The sequence below is a fragment of the Stenotrophomonas sp. KH_029 genome, from assembly GCF_057839765.1.
Window position 1 is genome coordinate 104568 of record NZ_CM174498.1, and the last position, 13446, is coordinate 118013.

Consider the following 13446-nt stretch of genomic DNA (forward strand, 5'->3'; position numbering starts at 1 on the left):
ACATCGCCTTCACAATTTTTCGTATTTTTTGCATGGCAGGTTTCAAGGCCGTAACCGACAGTAGAGGCCGTTCGTCCACCAAGGAATCTCCATGGCAACGCCTGCCTGCACCGCCCCCACCGTTGAAGAGCGCAGCGCCCGTATCCAGGCGCTGGGCCGCCTGCTGCGGCATGCCGCCCACGGCGATGCCGACGTGCTGTTGGCCGGGCTGGCGCGCATGCTCGATGCGCATATCGACCGTGGCCATGAAGACCGTGCCAGCAATGCCAGCATCCGCGCCCAGCTGGATGATATCGAGCTGTTGCTGGCGCTGGAGATCGAGCGCGCCGGGATGCGGACCGCGCCGTTGCTGTCCAACGTGGCGTGAAACAGCCGGACATGCACAGCGGGTCCTTCACCGGCCGGACGCGTGGCGACGCGCCCATCACTCCCCCGCCGTGGGGTATCCGGGGCGCGCGCTAGGCCGACAACAGCTGGGCGATGCTGGCGGCGGCATCGCGGCCTTCGGCCACCGCGGTCACCACCAGGTCGGCACCGCGCACCGCATCACCGCCGGCGAACAGGCGCGGGTGGGCGGTCTGGAACGGCAGCCGGCCCTGGCCGCCGGCGATGATCCGGCCGTTGTGGCCGGCCTCCACGCCGCGCTCGGTCAGCCACGCCGGCGTCGACGGCGAGAACCCGAAGGCGATGATCACCACGTCCGCTTCCAGCAGCGATTCGCTGCCTTCCACCGGTACCGCGTTGCGGCGGCCGCTGGCGTCGGGCGCGCCAAGTTGTGTTTCCACCACCATCACCCCGATCACCTCGTCGTCGGCGCCGGCTTCGATCGACAGCGGCTGGCGGTTGAACAGGAAGCGCACGCCTTCTTCGCGCGCATTGGCCACCTCGCGCGCCGAGCCGGGCATGCTGGCTTCGTCGCGGCGGTAGGCGCAGGTGACCTTGGCCGCGCCCAGCCGTACCGCGCTGCGCACGCAGTCCATGCCGGTATCGCCACCGCCCAGCACCACCACCCGCTTGCCGTCCAGGTCGGGCAGGGCGATCTGGTCTTCCCAGCCGGCGATCGGCCGGCCGTGCGCGTCGCTGCCGCCGACGATGCGGCTGTTCTGCACCAGGAACGGCAGCGCCGGCAGCACGCCCTTGAGGTCCTGGCCGAGCAGGCCGCCGTCGGTGTAGCGGTAGGCACCGGTGCCGACGAATACCGCGTCGTACTCGGCCAGCAGCTGGTCCACGCTGACATCGCGGCCGATTTCCACGCCGAGCCGGAACTGCACGCCCATGCCTTCGAGCACGTTGCGGCGGCGGCTGATCACCGCCTTGTCCAGCTTGAAACTGGGAATGCCGAACTGCAGCAGCCCGCCGATCTGTTCATAGCGGTCATAGACCACCGCCTGGATGCCTGCATGGGCCAATTGGTCGGCGCAGGCCAGCCCGGCCGGGCCGGCACCGATCACCGCCACGCGCTTGCCGGTGGGCTCCACCGCGGTCATGTCCGGGCGCCAGCCGGTGGCCAGCGCGGTGTCGACGATGTACTTCTCGACCGCGCCGATGGTGACCGCGCCGAACTCCTCCAGCGTGCAGCTGCCTTCGCACAGGCGGTCCTGCGGACACACCCGGCCGCATACTTCCGGCAGCGGATTGGTCGAATGGCACAGCGTGGCCGCTTCGTGGATGCGGTTTTCCTGTACCAGCTGCAGCCACTGCGGGATGGCGTTGTGCACCGGGCATTTCCAGCTGCAGTACGGGTTGCCGCAGTCCAGGCAGCGGCCGGCCTGGAACTGCGCCTCTTCCTTGCCGAACTTGCCGTACAGCTCGCCCCAGTCGCCGGAGGTGCGCAGTTCGACCGGGATGCGCTGCGGCATGGTCCGGGGCAGGTCGAGGAACTGGAAGGCTTGCTTGCGGCTCATGGGTGGGCCCTGGAATGGTGATTTGCCGGCCAGCGGCCGGCACTACAGCGGTGGGAACGTGTGGTGCCGGTCAGGCGGCGCGGCGCAGCGAGTCGGTCAGCGATTCGATGCTGGCCGCCTTGGGTTTGACCAGCCAGAACTTGCCGACGTAGTCGCGGAACTCGTCGAGGATCTGCTGCGCCCAGATGCTGCCGGTCAGTTCGCGGTGGCGGCTGATCAGCGTATGCAGGTGCTGGCGATGGTTTTCGAAGCCCTCGGCCGAAATGCGGTGGATGTCGATCAGCTCGTGGTTGTAGCGGTCCACGAAGTCGCGGTCGATATCCAGCACATAGGCCAGCCCGCCGGTGAAGCCGGCGCCGAAGTTCAGCCCGACCTTGCCCAGTACCAGCACGATGCCGTCGGTCATGTATTCGCAGCAGTGGTCGCCGGCACCTTCGATCACCGCCAGCGCGCCGGAGTTGCGCACCCCGAAGCGTTCGCCGGCACGGCCGGCGGCAAACAGCTCGCCGCCGGTGGCGCCGTACAGGCAGGTGTTGCCGATGATCGCGGTGTTGCGCGCCTCGAAGCGCGCGCCGCGCGGCGGACGCACCACCAGCCGGCCGCCGGCCATGCCCTTGCCGACATAGTCGTTGGCTTCGCCTTCCACTTCCAGCTGCAGGCCGCCGACGTTGAACGCGCCGAAGCTCTGCCCGGCGGTGCCGCGGAAGCGCAGGGTCAGCGGTGCATCGCTCATGCCCTGGTTGCCATGGGTGCGCGCGATCTCGCCGGACAGGCGGGTGCCGATCGAGCGGTCGGTGTTGTGGATCAGGAAGCGGTGTTCACCGCCCAGCTTGCCGGCGATGGCCGGCGCCAGCAGGCCGTCCATCTGCGTGGCCAGGCTGTCCGGCGATTCGTACAGGCGCTGCGCGGCGCAGTGGCTGCCGTCATACCGGGCCGGGTTGAGCAGGCGCGACAGGTCGACCTTGACGCCCGGACGCGGGGACACCTCCAGCTGCTGCAGCAGGTCGGTGCGGCCGACGATCTCGTCCAGCGAGCGCACGCCAAGATAGGACAGCCAGCCGCGCACTTCCTCGGCCAGCAGCCGGAAGAAGTTCTCCACGCGCTCGGGCAGGCCGGTGAAGTACTGCGCGCGCAGGCGCTCATCCTGGGTGGCCACGCCGGTGGCGCAGTTGTTGAGATGGCAGATGCGCAGGTACTTGCAGCCCAGCACGATCATCGGCGCGGTGCCGAAGCCGAAGCTGTCCGCGCCGAGCAGTGCGGCCTTGATCACGTCCAGGCCGGTCTTCAGCCCGCCGTCGGTCTGCAGCAGGGTGCGCCCGCGCAGGTCGTTGGCCACCAGCGCCTGGTGCGATTCGGCCACGCCCAGTTCCCACGGCACGCCGGCATAGCGGATCGAGCTGACCGGGCTGGCGCCGGTACCGCCGTCATGGCCGGATACGGTGATCAGGTCGGCGCCGGCCTTGACCACGCCGGCGGCGATGGTGCCGACACCGGCATGGCTGACCAGCTTCACCGAGACCAGCGCGGTCGGATTGACCTGCTTGAGGTCATAGATCAGCTGGGCCAGGTCTTCGATGGAATAGATGTCGTGGTGCGGTGGCGGCGAAATCAGGCCGATGCCCGGCTTGGCATAGCGCAGCCGCGCGATCAGTTCGTTGACCTTGTGCCCGGGCAGCTGGCCGCCTTCGCCGGGCTTGGCGCCCTGGGCCACCTTGATCTGCAGCACTTCGGCGTTGACCAGGTATTCGGCGGTGACGCCGAAGCGGCCCGAGGCCACCTGCTTGATCTTGCTGCGCTTCTCGGTGCCATAGCGCACCGGGTCTTCGCCGCCTTCGCCGGAGTTGCTGCGCCCGCCGAGACGGTTCATGGCGATCGCCAGCGCTTCGTGCGCCTCGGGCGACAACGCGCCCAGGCTGATCGCGGCGGTGTCGAAGCGGCGGAACAGGTCTTCGGCCGGGGCCACTTCCTCCAGCGGGGTCGGCGTGGGCGCGGCCTTGAGCTGCAGCAGGTCGCGCAGCGCCGACACCGGGCGGCCGTGCACGGCCTCGCAGTAACGCTGCCAGTCCGCGGCCTCGCCACTGCGCGCGGCACGCTGCAGGGTCATGACCACGTCCGGGTTGTACATGTGGTATTCGCCGCCGTGCACGTACTTGAGCACGCCGCCCACGTCCGGGCGCAGCAGGTCGTTCCAGGCGCGCACGGTCAGTTCGCGCGCTTCATGGTCCAACCGCTCGAAGCCGACCCCGGCCACGCGCGAGGCGGTATCGGGGAAGCACAGGTCGACCACCTCATCGTCGAGCCCGACGATCTCGAACAACTGCGCGCCGCGGTAGCTGGCCACGGTACAGATGCCCATCTTGGAGATGATCTTGGACAGGCCCTTGTAGATGCCCTTGCGATAGCGGCGGCCGATCTGCGACTGCTCGCCGCCCTTGCTCAGCTGCAGGATGCCGCGCCGGCCCAGGTCGAACAGGGTCTGGTAGGCCAGGTACGGGTACACCGCGGTGGCACCGAAGCCGAGCAGGCAGGCCATGTGGTGCGCATCGCGCGCGGTGCCGGTTTCCAGGATCAGGTTGACCTCGCAGCGCAGCCCGGCGTTGGACAGGTGGTGGTGCACCGCGCTGGTGGCCAGCAGCGCATGCACCATCGGGCGGTCGGCCACCGGGTAGCGGTCGCTCAGCAGCAGCATCACGATGCCTTCGCGCGCGGCCGCCTCGGCCTCGGCGCAAATGCGCTCGATGCCGGCCTTCAGGCCTTCGTCCAGGCTGTAGGACAGGTCGATCAGCCGGTTCCTGTCGGCGTACTGCTCCATCTTGATCAGCTGGCGCAGCTTGCGCTGGCTGAGCACGGGCGAGTTGAGGATGACGTGGTTCACCGTCTCCGCGCCGGCATGGAAGATGTTGGTCTCCTTGCCGAGCTGGGTGGTCAGCGACATGACGCAGTCTTCGCGCAGCGGGTCGATCGGCGGGTTGGTGACCTGCGCGAACGCCTGGCGGAAATAATCGTAGAGCGGGCGGCTGTGCTGGCTCAGCACCGCCATCGGCGTGTCATCGCCCATCGAGCCGGTGGCTTCCTGCTCGGTTTCGGCCAGCGGGCGCAGGATCTGTTCGACTTCCTCGGTGCTGAGCTGGAACAGCTTGTGGTAGCTGCGCAGGGTGCGCTCGTCGAACGGCTCCTCGACCAGCGACGGATCGATCAGTTCGGTCTGCAGGTAAGTCACGCCCTGCTGCAGCCACTGCTTGTACGGCGCGCGGCCGCGGTTGATGCGGTCGATGGCATCCGAATCGAGCAGGTCGCCGCGCTTGAGGTCGATGGCCATCATCTCGCCCGGGCCGAGCTTGCCCTTGCGCACCACGCGCTCGGCCGGCACTTCCCACACCCCGGCTTCGGAGGCGACCAGGAAGTGGCGGTCGGAAGTGAGCATCCAGCGCGCCGGGCGCAGGCCGTTGCGGTCCAGCGTGCAGGCGGCATAGCGGCCGTCGCAGGCAACGATGCCGGCCGGGCCGTCCCAGGGCTCGCTGTTGAGCCCGTAGAACTCGTAGAACGCGGCCAGGTCCGGATCCTTGAACTCCAGCGACTGGGTCGCCGGCGGCACCAGGATGCGCAGCGCCTGGATCAGTTCCATGCCGGCGCTGACCATCAGCTCGAGCATGTTGTCCAGGCTCTGCGAATCCGAGCCATGCATGGAGATCACCGGGTCGAACTGGCCGATGTCGAAATGCGGCGTCTTCCACACCTTGCTGCGCGCCTGCGCCCAGCGCCGGTTGCCTTCGATGGTGTTGATCTCGCCGTTGTGGGCGAGCATCCGGAACGGGTGCGCCAGCGGCCAGCGCGGCAGCGTGTTGGTCGAGAAGCGCTGGTGGAACACCACCGCGCTGGAGGCCAGGTCGTTGCGCTGCAGGTCGACGTAGAAGCGGCTCAGCTTGTCCGGCAGCACCATGCCCTTGTAGCTGATCGCGTTCGGGCTGAGCGTGGTGACGTAGTAGTCGGCGTGCGCGCGCAGCTGCTGCTCGCTGCGGCGGCGGGCCAGGAACAGGGCCAGGGTGAAGGCGGCCTCGTCCTGGCCGGCGCCGGCATCGACGAACACCTGCTCGATCCGCGGCAGGGTGTCGCGTGCGAGCTGGCCGCAGACGCTGGGATCGGTCGGCACCAGGCGCCACCCCACGGGCTGGCAGCCGGCATCGTGCAACTGCTGTTCCAGGGTGTCGCGGCAGGCCTGCGCAGCGGCGTCCTCGTGCGGCAGGAACACCACGCCGGCGGCGAAGCGCATGCCCAGGGCGATGCCGGCTTCGGCGGCCAGTGCCTTGAGGAATACATCCGGACGGCGCAGCAGCAGGCCGCAGCCGTCGCCGGTGACACCGTCGGCGGCAACGCCGCCGCGGTGGGTCATGCGCGAAAGTGCGGCGATAGCCGTGTCGACCAGCAGTCGGGACGGCTGGTCGTCGAGCTGGGCGACCATGCCGAAACCACAGGCATCGCGCTCATCTTGCGGGTCGTAAAGCCCTTGGCGGTTGCGGGGGGCCATCTCTGCCTCAATGTCGGGTGAGCGGCGACACTCGTCCCCGCTCAATCCGTTGAGCGCATCTGGAGGCACCGGATGACTCGACTAGAGCATAGTTGCTGCAACGCCGCAATACACGGTTGCAGGCGCAACCAACCCCCTGCAGATCCTGCCTCCCGCCGCCCCGATTCAGCCGCAGCGCAGGCCGCTGATCGTCTCTTTTTCGTCCACTTCGATGTTCAGCCGTTCACCGACGAACTCCATGGTGGTGATATCGCTGGGACGCAGCACCCGCTTTTCCTTGGCACCGGCATCCTGCTGGGCCTGGCCGCCGATCGCGTCGGTGTAGGGCTGGCCGACCAGGCTCTGCACCTGGGTTGCATCGCAGCTGCCCACCGGCGGCGCTTCGGTCGCCTTGCCGGTTTCGTCGGTGGGCGCAGCGGCCGCTTCGGCAGCCTTCTGGGCATGGCTGGCGACGGCTTCCTGCTCGTCCATCGGCGGCGCCTGGCAGGCCGACAGGACCAGCAGGGCGGGGAACAGGGCCATCAGCCCCATGGAACGCCGCATGCGGCGGAACGACAATGACGACATCGGAACTCCAGACATTCCAACCAGGAAACGATGGAGCATATCCGCTGGTGGCCGCCGAGGTGTTTGTCTTGCGTTATTGACGCGCTGCCGCAGTGGCAGCGACCACACTGCCGGTCACTTCCGACCTGCGCCGCCCATGACAGCACCCCGCCCCGCTAGCCCAGCAAGCCCCGAAGCCGCCGCCGCCCGCCAGGCCGGTCTGCGCTACGTCAGCGACGACCAGCCCGGCATCACCCGCCGCCGCGCCGGCAAGGGCTTTGCCTACCGCGATGTCGATGGCGCGGCGGTGCGCGATGCGGCCACGCTGGCGCGGATCCGCGCCCTGGCGATTCCACCGGCCTACACCGATGTGTGGATCTGCGCGCTGCCCAACGGCCACCTGCAGGCCACCGGCCGCGACGCGCGCGGGCGCAAGCAGTACCGCTACCACGCCGACTGGGCGCGGGTGCGCGGGGAGGGCAAGTTCGACCGCGTGATCGCCTTCGGCAAGGCGCTGCCGGCGTTGCGCCGGCGCCTGCGGCGCGACCTCAAGCTGCCCGGCCTGCCGCGCGACAAGGTGCTGGCGATCGTGGTCGCCCTGTTGGCCGGCACCCTGGTGCGCATCGGCAACAGCGCCTACGCCCGCGACAACCGTTCCTACGGGCTGACCACGCTGCGCAACCACCACCTGGCCCTGCTCAAGGGCGGCCGGGCGCGCATGCGTTTCCGCGGCAAATCCGGGCAGGCCCAGGAAGTGGACGTGGACGACCGCCGCCTGGTGCAGCTGATCCGGCGTTGCCAGCAGCTGCCCGGCCAGGCGCTGTTCCAGTACCGCGACGATGACGGCACGGTACAGCCGGTCGATTCGGGCCAGGTCAACGACTACCTGCATGCGGCGATGGGGGGCGATTTTAGCGCCAAGGATTTCCGGACCTGGGGCGGCACGGTGGCGGCGCTGCGCCAGTTGGCGGCCACCGCACTGCCCGAACCGCCAAGCGAACGTGCGCTGGCGGCGCTGCAGAAGGAGGCGGTGTGCGAGGTGGCCAAGGTGCTCGGCAATACCCCGGCGGTGTGCCGCAAGGCCTATATCGACCCGTGCGTGTTCGAGGGCTGGCGGGCCGGCGCATTGGTCAGCCTGGCCGGGCTGCGCGGCGAGCGCCAGTGGGAACAGGCGGCGCTGCGCTTCCTGCGCAGCGCGCGCCGGCGCGCGCGCTGAGCCGGCGCGGCAATCAGCCGCAGTAGATCGCGGTGATGTTGTTGGTGGCGCCGGTTTCGATGGTCAGCCGCTCGCCACCGTCCTGCGCGCCGGGGCTGGGGTCGGCCGCGCCGCTGGCGGTCGGCCCGCTCTCGCGGCGCTGGCCGCGCACCACCGCTACCTGCAGGCTGTCGCTGTCCACCCGCGCGCGTTCGATGGTGGCGGCCGAAGCCGCCAGGCCGACCGCGCCGCGCACCTTGTCGACATGGCACTGGCCGGAAATGACGCCGTCGATCGGCTGCACCTGGGCGACCGGGGTACTGCTGCAGGCGGCCAGGCTGGCGATCGCGGCAACCGCGAAGAGGGGGCGATACATGGGATGACTCCAACGGGGTTCTGGCACTCAGGGTGCAGCGGCCGGCGTATGCAGCGGATGAATGTCGTTTACACCGCACCCACACTGCATTCACCGGGTGCGCGCCGGCGCCTGACCACACTGTAGGCAACCATCATGCGTGGAGAACACCCATGGCCATCTGCGATGTCTGCGGCAACGATTACGACAAGAGTTTCACCCTGACCCAGGGGGAACGCAGCGGCACCTACGATTCCTTCGAATGCGCCATCCATGCCTTTGCGCCCCGTTGCGCACACTGCCAGTGCGCTGTCATCGGTCACGGCAGCGAGGGCAATGGGGCCATCTATTGCTGCGCGCACTGCGCCAGCCACGCCGGTGTCCAGGGCGTGGCCGATCGCGCCTGATGCCCCCCGCCTGAAGGAGCCGACGATGGCCACTGCCAACAAGACCCGTAAACGCCCCGCCACGGCCGCCAAGGCCGCCAAGACGGCACGCACCCCGGTGACCAAGGCCGCCACCGGCAAGACAGCCGCCGGCGATCCGCGTGCCGGCCGCGTCGCCGCGCGCCAGCGACGCCTGCAGGACCAGGAAAAAGCCAAGGACGCACGCGCCGCGTCGAACAAGGCCGGCAAGAAGGCCACCCAGGCCGGCAGCCGCCGGCAACCGGAGAAGATGCCCGCCCAGCACCTGGCCAAACCGGGCAACGAACACGACCTGCGGCTGGCACCGCAGTTCCTTGCCCCCGACTACCAGGGCAGCGGCAAGCTGCAGGGCAAGCGCGCGATCATCACCGGCGCCGATTCGGGCATCGGCCGCGCGGTGGCGGTGCTGTTCGCGCGCGAAGGCGCCGATGTGGCGGTACTGCACCTGGATGAAGACGCCGATGCGCAGCTCACCCGCAGGCACGTGGAAGCCGAAGGCGGCCGCTGCGTGGTGATTGCCGGCGACGTACGCGATCCGAAATTCTGCGACAAGGCGGTGAAGCAGGTCGCCAAGGCGTTCGGCGGGATCGACATCCTGGTCAACAACGCCGCCTTCCAGTTGCATTGCCAGCGCCTGGAAGACCTGGAGGACGCGCATCTGCAGGAAACCCTGCAGACCAACATCGCCGGCTACATCCAGATGGCGCGTGCGGTGTTGCCGCACCTGCAGGAGGGCGACTGCATCATCAACACCGGTTCGGAGACCGGCCTGTTCGGCAGCAAGGCGCTGATCGATTATTCGGCCACCAAGGGCGCCATCCATGCGTTTACCAAGGCGTTGGCCAGCCAGTTGCTGCCGCGTGGGATCCGGGTCAATGCGGTGGCCCCCGGCCCGGTCTGGACGCCGCTCAACCCGGCCGACAAGCAGGCCGCCGATGTGGCCGAGTTCGGCAGGGACAGCGACATGGGCCGCCCGGCGCAGCCGGAGGAACTGTCCCCGGCCTATGTGTTCCTGGCCTCGCCGATCACCGCCAGCTACATCAGCGGGGTGATCCTGCCGGTGATGGGCGGGCCGCACGGTTGAGGGTGGGGCGGTCGCCATGGAAGGCGGCGATCTTCGGAATGACGTCCTGCCGGACACGATCCGGCTACCGCCCCGGGAGCATGTCGTGGCACCGGTACGGCCGCCGGGGCGCCGCACCGGCGGTGCCATTGGTTCGCTGCACGTGGCGCGACGGACGGCACCGGGAGGCGGACGGCAGGACGGTTGCCGGCGCAATGACCGTTCGTCGGCGCGCTACCGTCCGGCACTTGACGACAGGTGTAGTCACGGGCACGGTAGCGACACGTGTAGTCATCGGAGAGCGTCATGCGCGGCAAGACCATCGGGGACCAGGAACTGGCCCTGCTGCAGTACGTAGCGGAACACGACAGTGCCAGCGTCGGCGAGGTGGCGGCCGGCTTTGGCGAGGAACGCGGGCTGGCCCGATCGACCGTGCTGACCATGATGGAACGCTTGCGCAGCAAGGGGTATCTGCAGCGCAGCCAGGTCGCCGGCCTGTACCGCTACGCCGCTACCCGCGGCCAGGACAGCGTGGTGCAGGGGGCGGTGGCCAGCTTCGTGGAAAAGACCCTGCAGGGTTCGGTATCGCCGTTCGTGGCCTTCCTGTCGCACAAGGCCGAAGTCAGCGACCAGGAACTGGCCGAGCTGGAAGCCCTGGTGGCACAACTGCAATCGCGCAAGCGGGAGGGCTGAGGCATGCACACCATGATTGCCGAAGCGTTGGCGCGGCTGGGCTGGACCAGCGTGCAGAGCGTGCTGCTGGTGGCCCTGGTCTGGGCCGTCTGCCGGGTGCTGCCGGCGTTGCCGGCGGCCACCCGCTGCCGGCTGTGGTGGCTGGTGGCCGCGCAGGCCGTGCTCGGCCTGGTTTGGAGCAGCCCGCTGGAACTGGCCGTGTTGCCGGCACCGGCGGCGTATGCCATCCACCCGCTGGCACTGCCGGCGGTGCAGGGCGCACTGACGGTGGCCCCGGCCGCGCTCGATGCGGCCAGCCCCGTCGCGCCGCCGTCCGCACTGTGGTCGTGGCCGGCCCTGCTGCTGGCGGCTTGGGCGGCCGGGGTGCTGCTGATGCTGTTGCACACCCTGCGGCAGTACCGGCACAGCCGCGCGCTGCTGCGCAGCGCCGTGGACTGCACCGATGCCACCCTGCAGCAGGCACTGCAACTGGCAGCCGAAGCGCACGGCCTGCGCCATGCGCCACGGCTGAAGATTTCCGCACAGATTCATTCGCCGCAGCTGATCGGCCCGTGGCAACCGGTGCTGTTGCTGCCCGCCCGTGAACTGCCGGCGATGAGCGCCGATGCGCTGGACATGGCGCTGACCCATGAACTGGTCCACCTGCAGCGCCGCGACCTGTGGTGGGGCCTGCTGCCCACGCTGGCGCAGCATCTATTCTTCTTCCACCCGCTGGTGCACCTGGCGGGGCGCGAATATGCACTGGCGCGCGAAGAAGCCTGCGACGGCGCGGTAGTGGCCGGCCATGCGCATTGCCGCCACGACTACGGCCGGCTGCTGCTGCAGCTGGGGGTGGCACCGCGCCCTGCGCTGGGGGTGGCCAGCGCGTCGCCGAACTTCCGCAGCCTGAAGCGGCGCCTGTTGAGCCTGCAGCACACCCGCCGCTTCCCACGCGTGGCTGCGTTGGCGATTACGGCGGTGTTCGTGCTGGTCGGAGTGGCGCCGCTGCGGCTGGTCGCGGCGGTGCCACCGCCGCCGCCGGTGCCGCGCGCGCCGCTACCGCCATCGCCGCCGGCCCCGCCGGCCCCGCCCAGGGCAGCGGCCGCACGGCCGGCGCCCGCTGCACCGGCTGCGCCCGCCGCACCGGCTGGAGCAGCGGAAGTGGCCGAAGCGGCTGACCCAGCCGAGCCGGTCGAGCCCGATGCGCATGAGGAACATGAGCAGCACGAGGAACATGCCGACAGCGGTGATGGCTTGGTCACCCACGGTCGCCTGGACCTGTCACGGCAGCCGGCGCAGGCGTTCGTGCTGATGGGCGATGGCGACAATTTCGTCGATGCCTCGCTGGCCGACCTCAAGCAGGCCCGGCGCGATGCCGGCGACGGCGACCCGGCGCTGTGGGTGCGCCGCGGCCAGCAGCGTTACCTGATCCGCGACCGGGCAGTGCTGCAGCAGCTGTCCCAGGCCTATGCCGAGGTCGGCGCGCTCGGCACCCGGCAGGGGCAGATCGGCGAGCGCCAGGGCGCGCTGGGCGAGCGCATCGCAGCGATGTCGGTCGATGTGACCGCCGATGTCATGGCCTCGGTCGACGTCGCCGAGATCGCCAACCGGGCCGCGCAGCAGGCACGCCAGGACTCGCGCCGCGCGCTGGATCAGCGCGAGATCGCGCGGATTGCCCGCCAGCAGGCCGAGCTGGGCATGGAGCAGGCGCGCCTGGCACGGCAGCAGGCGGTCGCCTCGGCGCGTGCCGCACGTGCGGTGCGCGTGGCGATCGACCAGGCGCTGTCCAGCGGCAAGGCGCAGCGCCTGGACTGAGCATCCGGCGTCGATAGGTGGCCTGCGGCGAACCGCAGGTCACCATCACGATAGGATCAACCGCAGTTGGCGCGCACGATCTTGTTCTGCGCATCCACTTCGATGCTGAGGCGGTCTTCGCGGAAATCCATGGTCATCGCCATGCCCGGCTTCAACACCCGCGCGTGGCGCGCGCCGCTGTCCTGCACGGCCTTCTTGATCACCGCCTCGGTGGCGGTCTGGCCGGCCAGGCCGGTGAGCTTTTCCGGGTCGCAGCGTGCGCCGGCATCGGCACCGGCGGCCACCGGGTCGGCGGAAACGGTGGGCGTTGCGGTGCTCTTGTGTGGCTGGCTGCAGGCCGCCAACGGCAGCGCACAGCCCAGGGCAAGCAGGATATTCAAGCGCATGGCAGGGACTCCGACGGGTGTAGGCCTACAGTGTGGCCGATGGCGCCGTCGGCCGGCGTCAACGCCGGATGCGGGACGGCAATTGCATGGATTCCGATGGATTGGCCGCGCCGGGCCGGCTACAACACAGGTCCACCTCCAACAAGGCTGCCCATGAAAACCGTGCTGATCCCCGTACTGCTGGCGCTGGCCGCCGGCACGGCCCCGGCGCTGGCCGACCCGGCCGGCGATGAACTGGCCGACTCGGTGTGTGTCGCATTGAACTTCCCTGCCCTGCCGCCGGGCTATGCGGCGGCCAACGACCGCGATATCAGCGTGCCCGGCGTGGCCGGCGACGGGCTGGTCTACGAGGAACATGGCCGCCACTGGCTGCGCTGGACCAAGCTGGACATCGCACCGGCCGCCACGACTGCGGCGACCTTCCATGCGCTGTGCCGGGTCTACCGCCAGCCGGGCATGCCGGGCGACGATGCGGTACCCAGCGCCACCTTCCTGGTCAAGGTGGAAAAGGCGATCGGGCCGGGCGAACACTGGTTCACCTTCCGTCGCGATCCCTGAGC

At 69.4% G+C, this 13446-nt stretch carries 12 protein-coding genes; 7 read left to right on the top strand and 5 right to left on the bottom strand.

The annotated features are described in order from the left end of the window. The first annotated feature begins 91 nt into the window (after positions 1-91). Positions 92-367 (top strand): hypothetical protein, encoded by a 276-nt coding sequence (locus AC3ITM_RS00475; protein WP_489267544.1) that lies wholly within the window; start codon positions 92-94, stop codon positions 365-367. 91 nt (positions 368-458) lie between these two features. Here the strand turns inward: AC3ITM_RS00475 and AC3ITM_RS00480 are convergent, their stop codons facing one another. The 3 genes from AC3ITM_RS00480 to AC3ITM_RS00490 form a co-directional block, all read right to left on the bottom strand. Beyond that, positions 459-1904, bottom strand: coding sequence for an FAD-dependent oxidoreductase (locus AC3ITM_RS00480; protein ID WP_489267546.1), 1446 nt, complete (start codon positions 1902-1904; stop codon positions 459-461). 70 nt (positions 1905-1974) lie between these two features. Beyond that, the gene (gene gltB, locus AC3ITM_RS00485; protein WP_489267548.1) at positions 1975-6429 is read right to left on the bottom strand and encodes a glutamate synthase large subunit; all 4455 of its coding nucleotides are present in this window, start codon (positions 6427-6429) and stop codon (positions 1975-1977) included. Positions 6430-6594: 165 nt separating this feature from the next. Next, positions 6595-6972, bottom strand: a complete 378-nt coding sequence (locus AC3ITM_RS00490) for an I78 family peptidase inhibitor (RefSeq protein WP_489270145.1) — start codon at positions 6970-6972, stop codon at positions 6595-6597. Positions 6973-7132: 160 nt separating this feature from the next. Between AC3ITM_RS00490 and AC3ITM_RS00495 the strand changes: the two genes are divergently transcribed. Next, positions 7133-8191 carry a DNA topoisomerase IB gene (locus AC3ITM_RS00495; RefSeq protein ID WP_489267550.1) on the top strand — a complete coding sequence of 353 codons (1059 nt, stop codon included), beginning with the start codon at positions 7133-7135 and terminating at the stop codon, positions 8189-8191. Between the two features lie 13 nt (positions 8192-8204). Here AC3ITM_RS00495 and AC3ITM_RS00500 read toward each other — a convergent pair whose 3' ends face one another. Continuing rightward, positions 8205-8546 (bottom strand): hypothetical protein, encoded by a 342-nt coding sequence (locus tag AC3ITM_RS00500; RefSeq protein ID WP_489267551.1) that lies wholly within the window; start codon positions 8544-8546, stop codon positions 8205-8207. A gap of 152 nt (positions 8547-8698) precedes the next feature. Here AC3ITM_RS00500 and AC3ITM_RS00505 point away from each other — a divergent pair, with 152 nt between their 5' ends. The 4 genes from AC3ITM_RS00505 (at position 8699) to AC3ITM_RS00520 (ending at position 12500) form a co-directional block, all read left to right on the top strand. Continuing rightward, the gene (locus tag AC3ITM_RS00505) at positions 8699-8932 is read left to right on the top strand and encodes a hypothetical protein (RefSeq protein WP_489267552.1); all 234 of its coding nucleotides are present in this window, start codon (positions 8699-8701) and stop codon (positions 8930-8932) included. A 25-nt stretch (positions 8933-8957) separates the two neighbouring features. Beyond that, the gene (locus tag AC3ITM_RS00510) at positions 8958-10034 is read left to right on the top strand and encodes an SDR family oxidoreductase (protein ID WP_489267554.1); all 1077 of its coding nucleotides are present in this window, start codon (positions 8958-8960) and stop codon (positions 10032-10034) included. A 285-nt stretch (positions 10035-10319) separates the two neighbouring features. Beyond that, on the top strand, positions 10320-10706 hold the full coding sequence (locus AC3ITM_RS00515; RefSeq protein WP_228884738.1) for a BlaI/MecI/CopY family transcriptional regulator: 387 nt from the start codon (positions 10320-10322) through the stop codon (positions 10704-10706). A gap of 3 nt (positions 10707-10709) precedes the next feature. Continuing rightward, entirely contained in the window at positions 10710-12500 is a 1791-nt protein-coding gene (locus AC3ITM_RS00520; protein WP_489267556.1) for a M56 family metallopeptidase, read from the top strand. A gap of 56 nt (positions 12501-12556) precedes the next feature. On the opposite strand, the gene AC3ITM_RS00525 is transcribed toward AC3ITM_RS00520, so the two are convergent. Continuing rightward, on the bottom strand, positions 12557-12886 hold the full coding sequence (locus AC3ITM_RS00525) for an I78 family peptidase inhibitor (RefSeq protein ID WP_489267558.1): 330 nt from the start codon (positions 12884-12886) through the stop codon (positions 12557-12559). Between the two features lie 153 nt (positions 12887-13039). On the opposite strand from AC3ITM_RS00525, the gene AC3ITM_RS00530 reads away from it, so the two are divergent. Then, positions 13040-13444, top strand: a complete 405-nt coding sequence (locus tag AC3ITM_RS00530) for a hypothetical protein (RefSeq protein ID WP_489267560.1) — start codon at positions 13040-13042, stop codon at positions 13442-13444. Positions 13445-13446 lie beyond the last annotated feature (2 nt).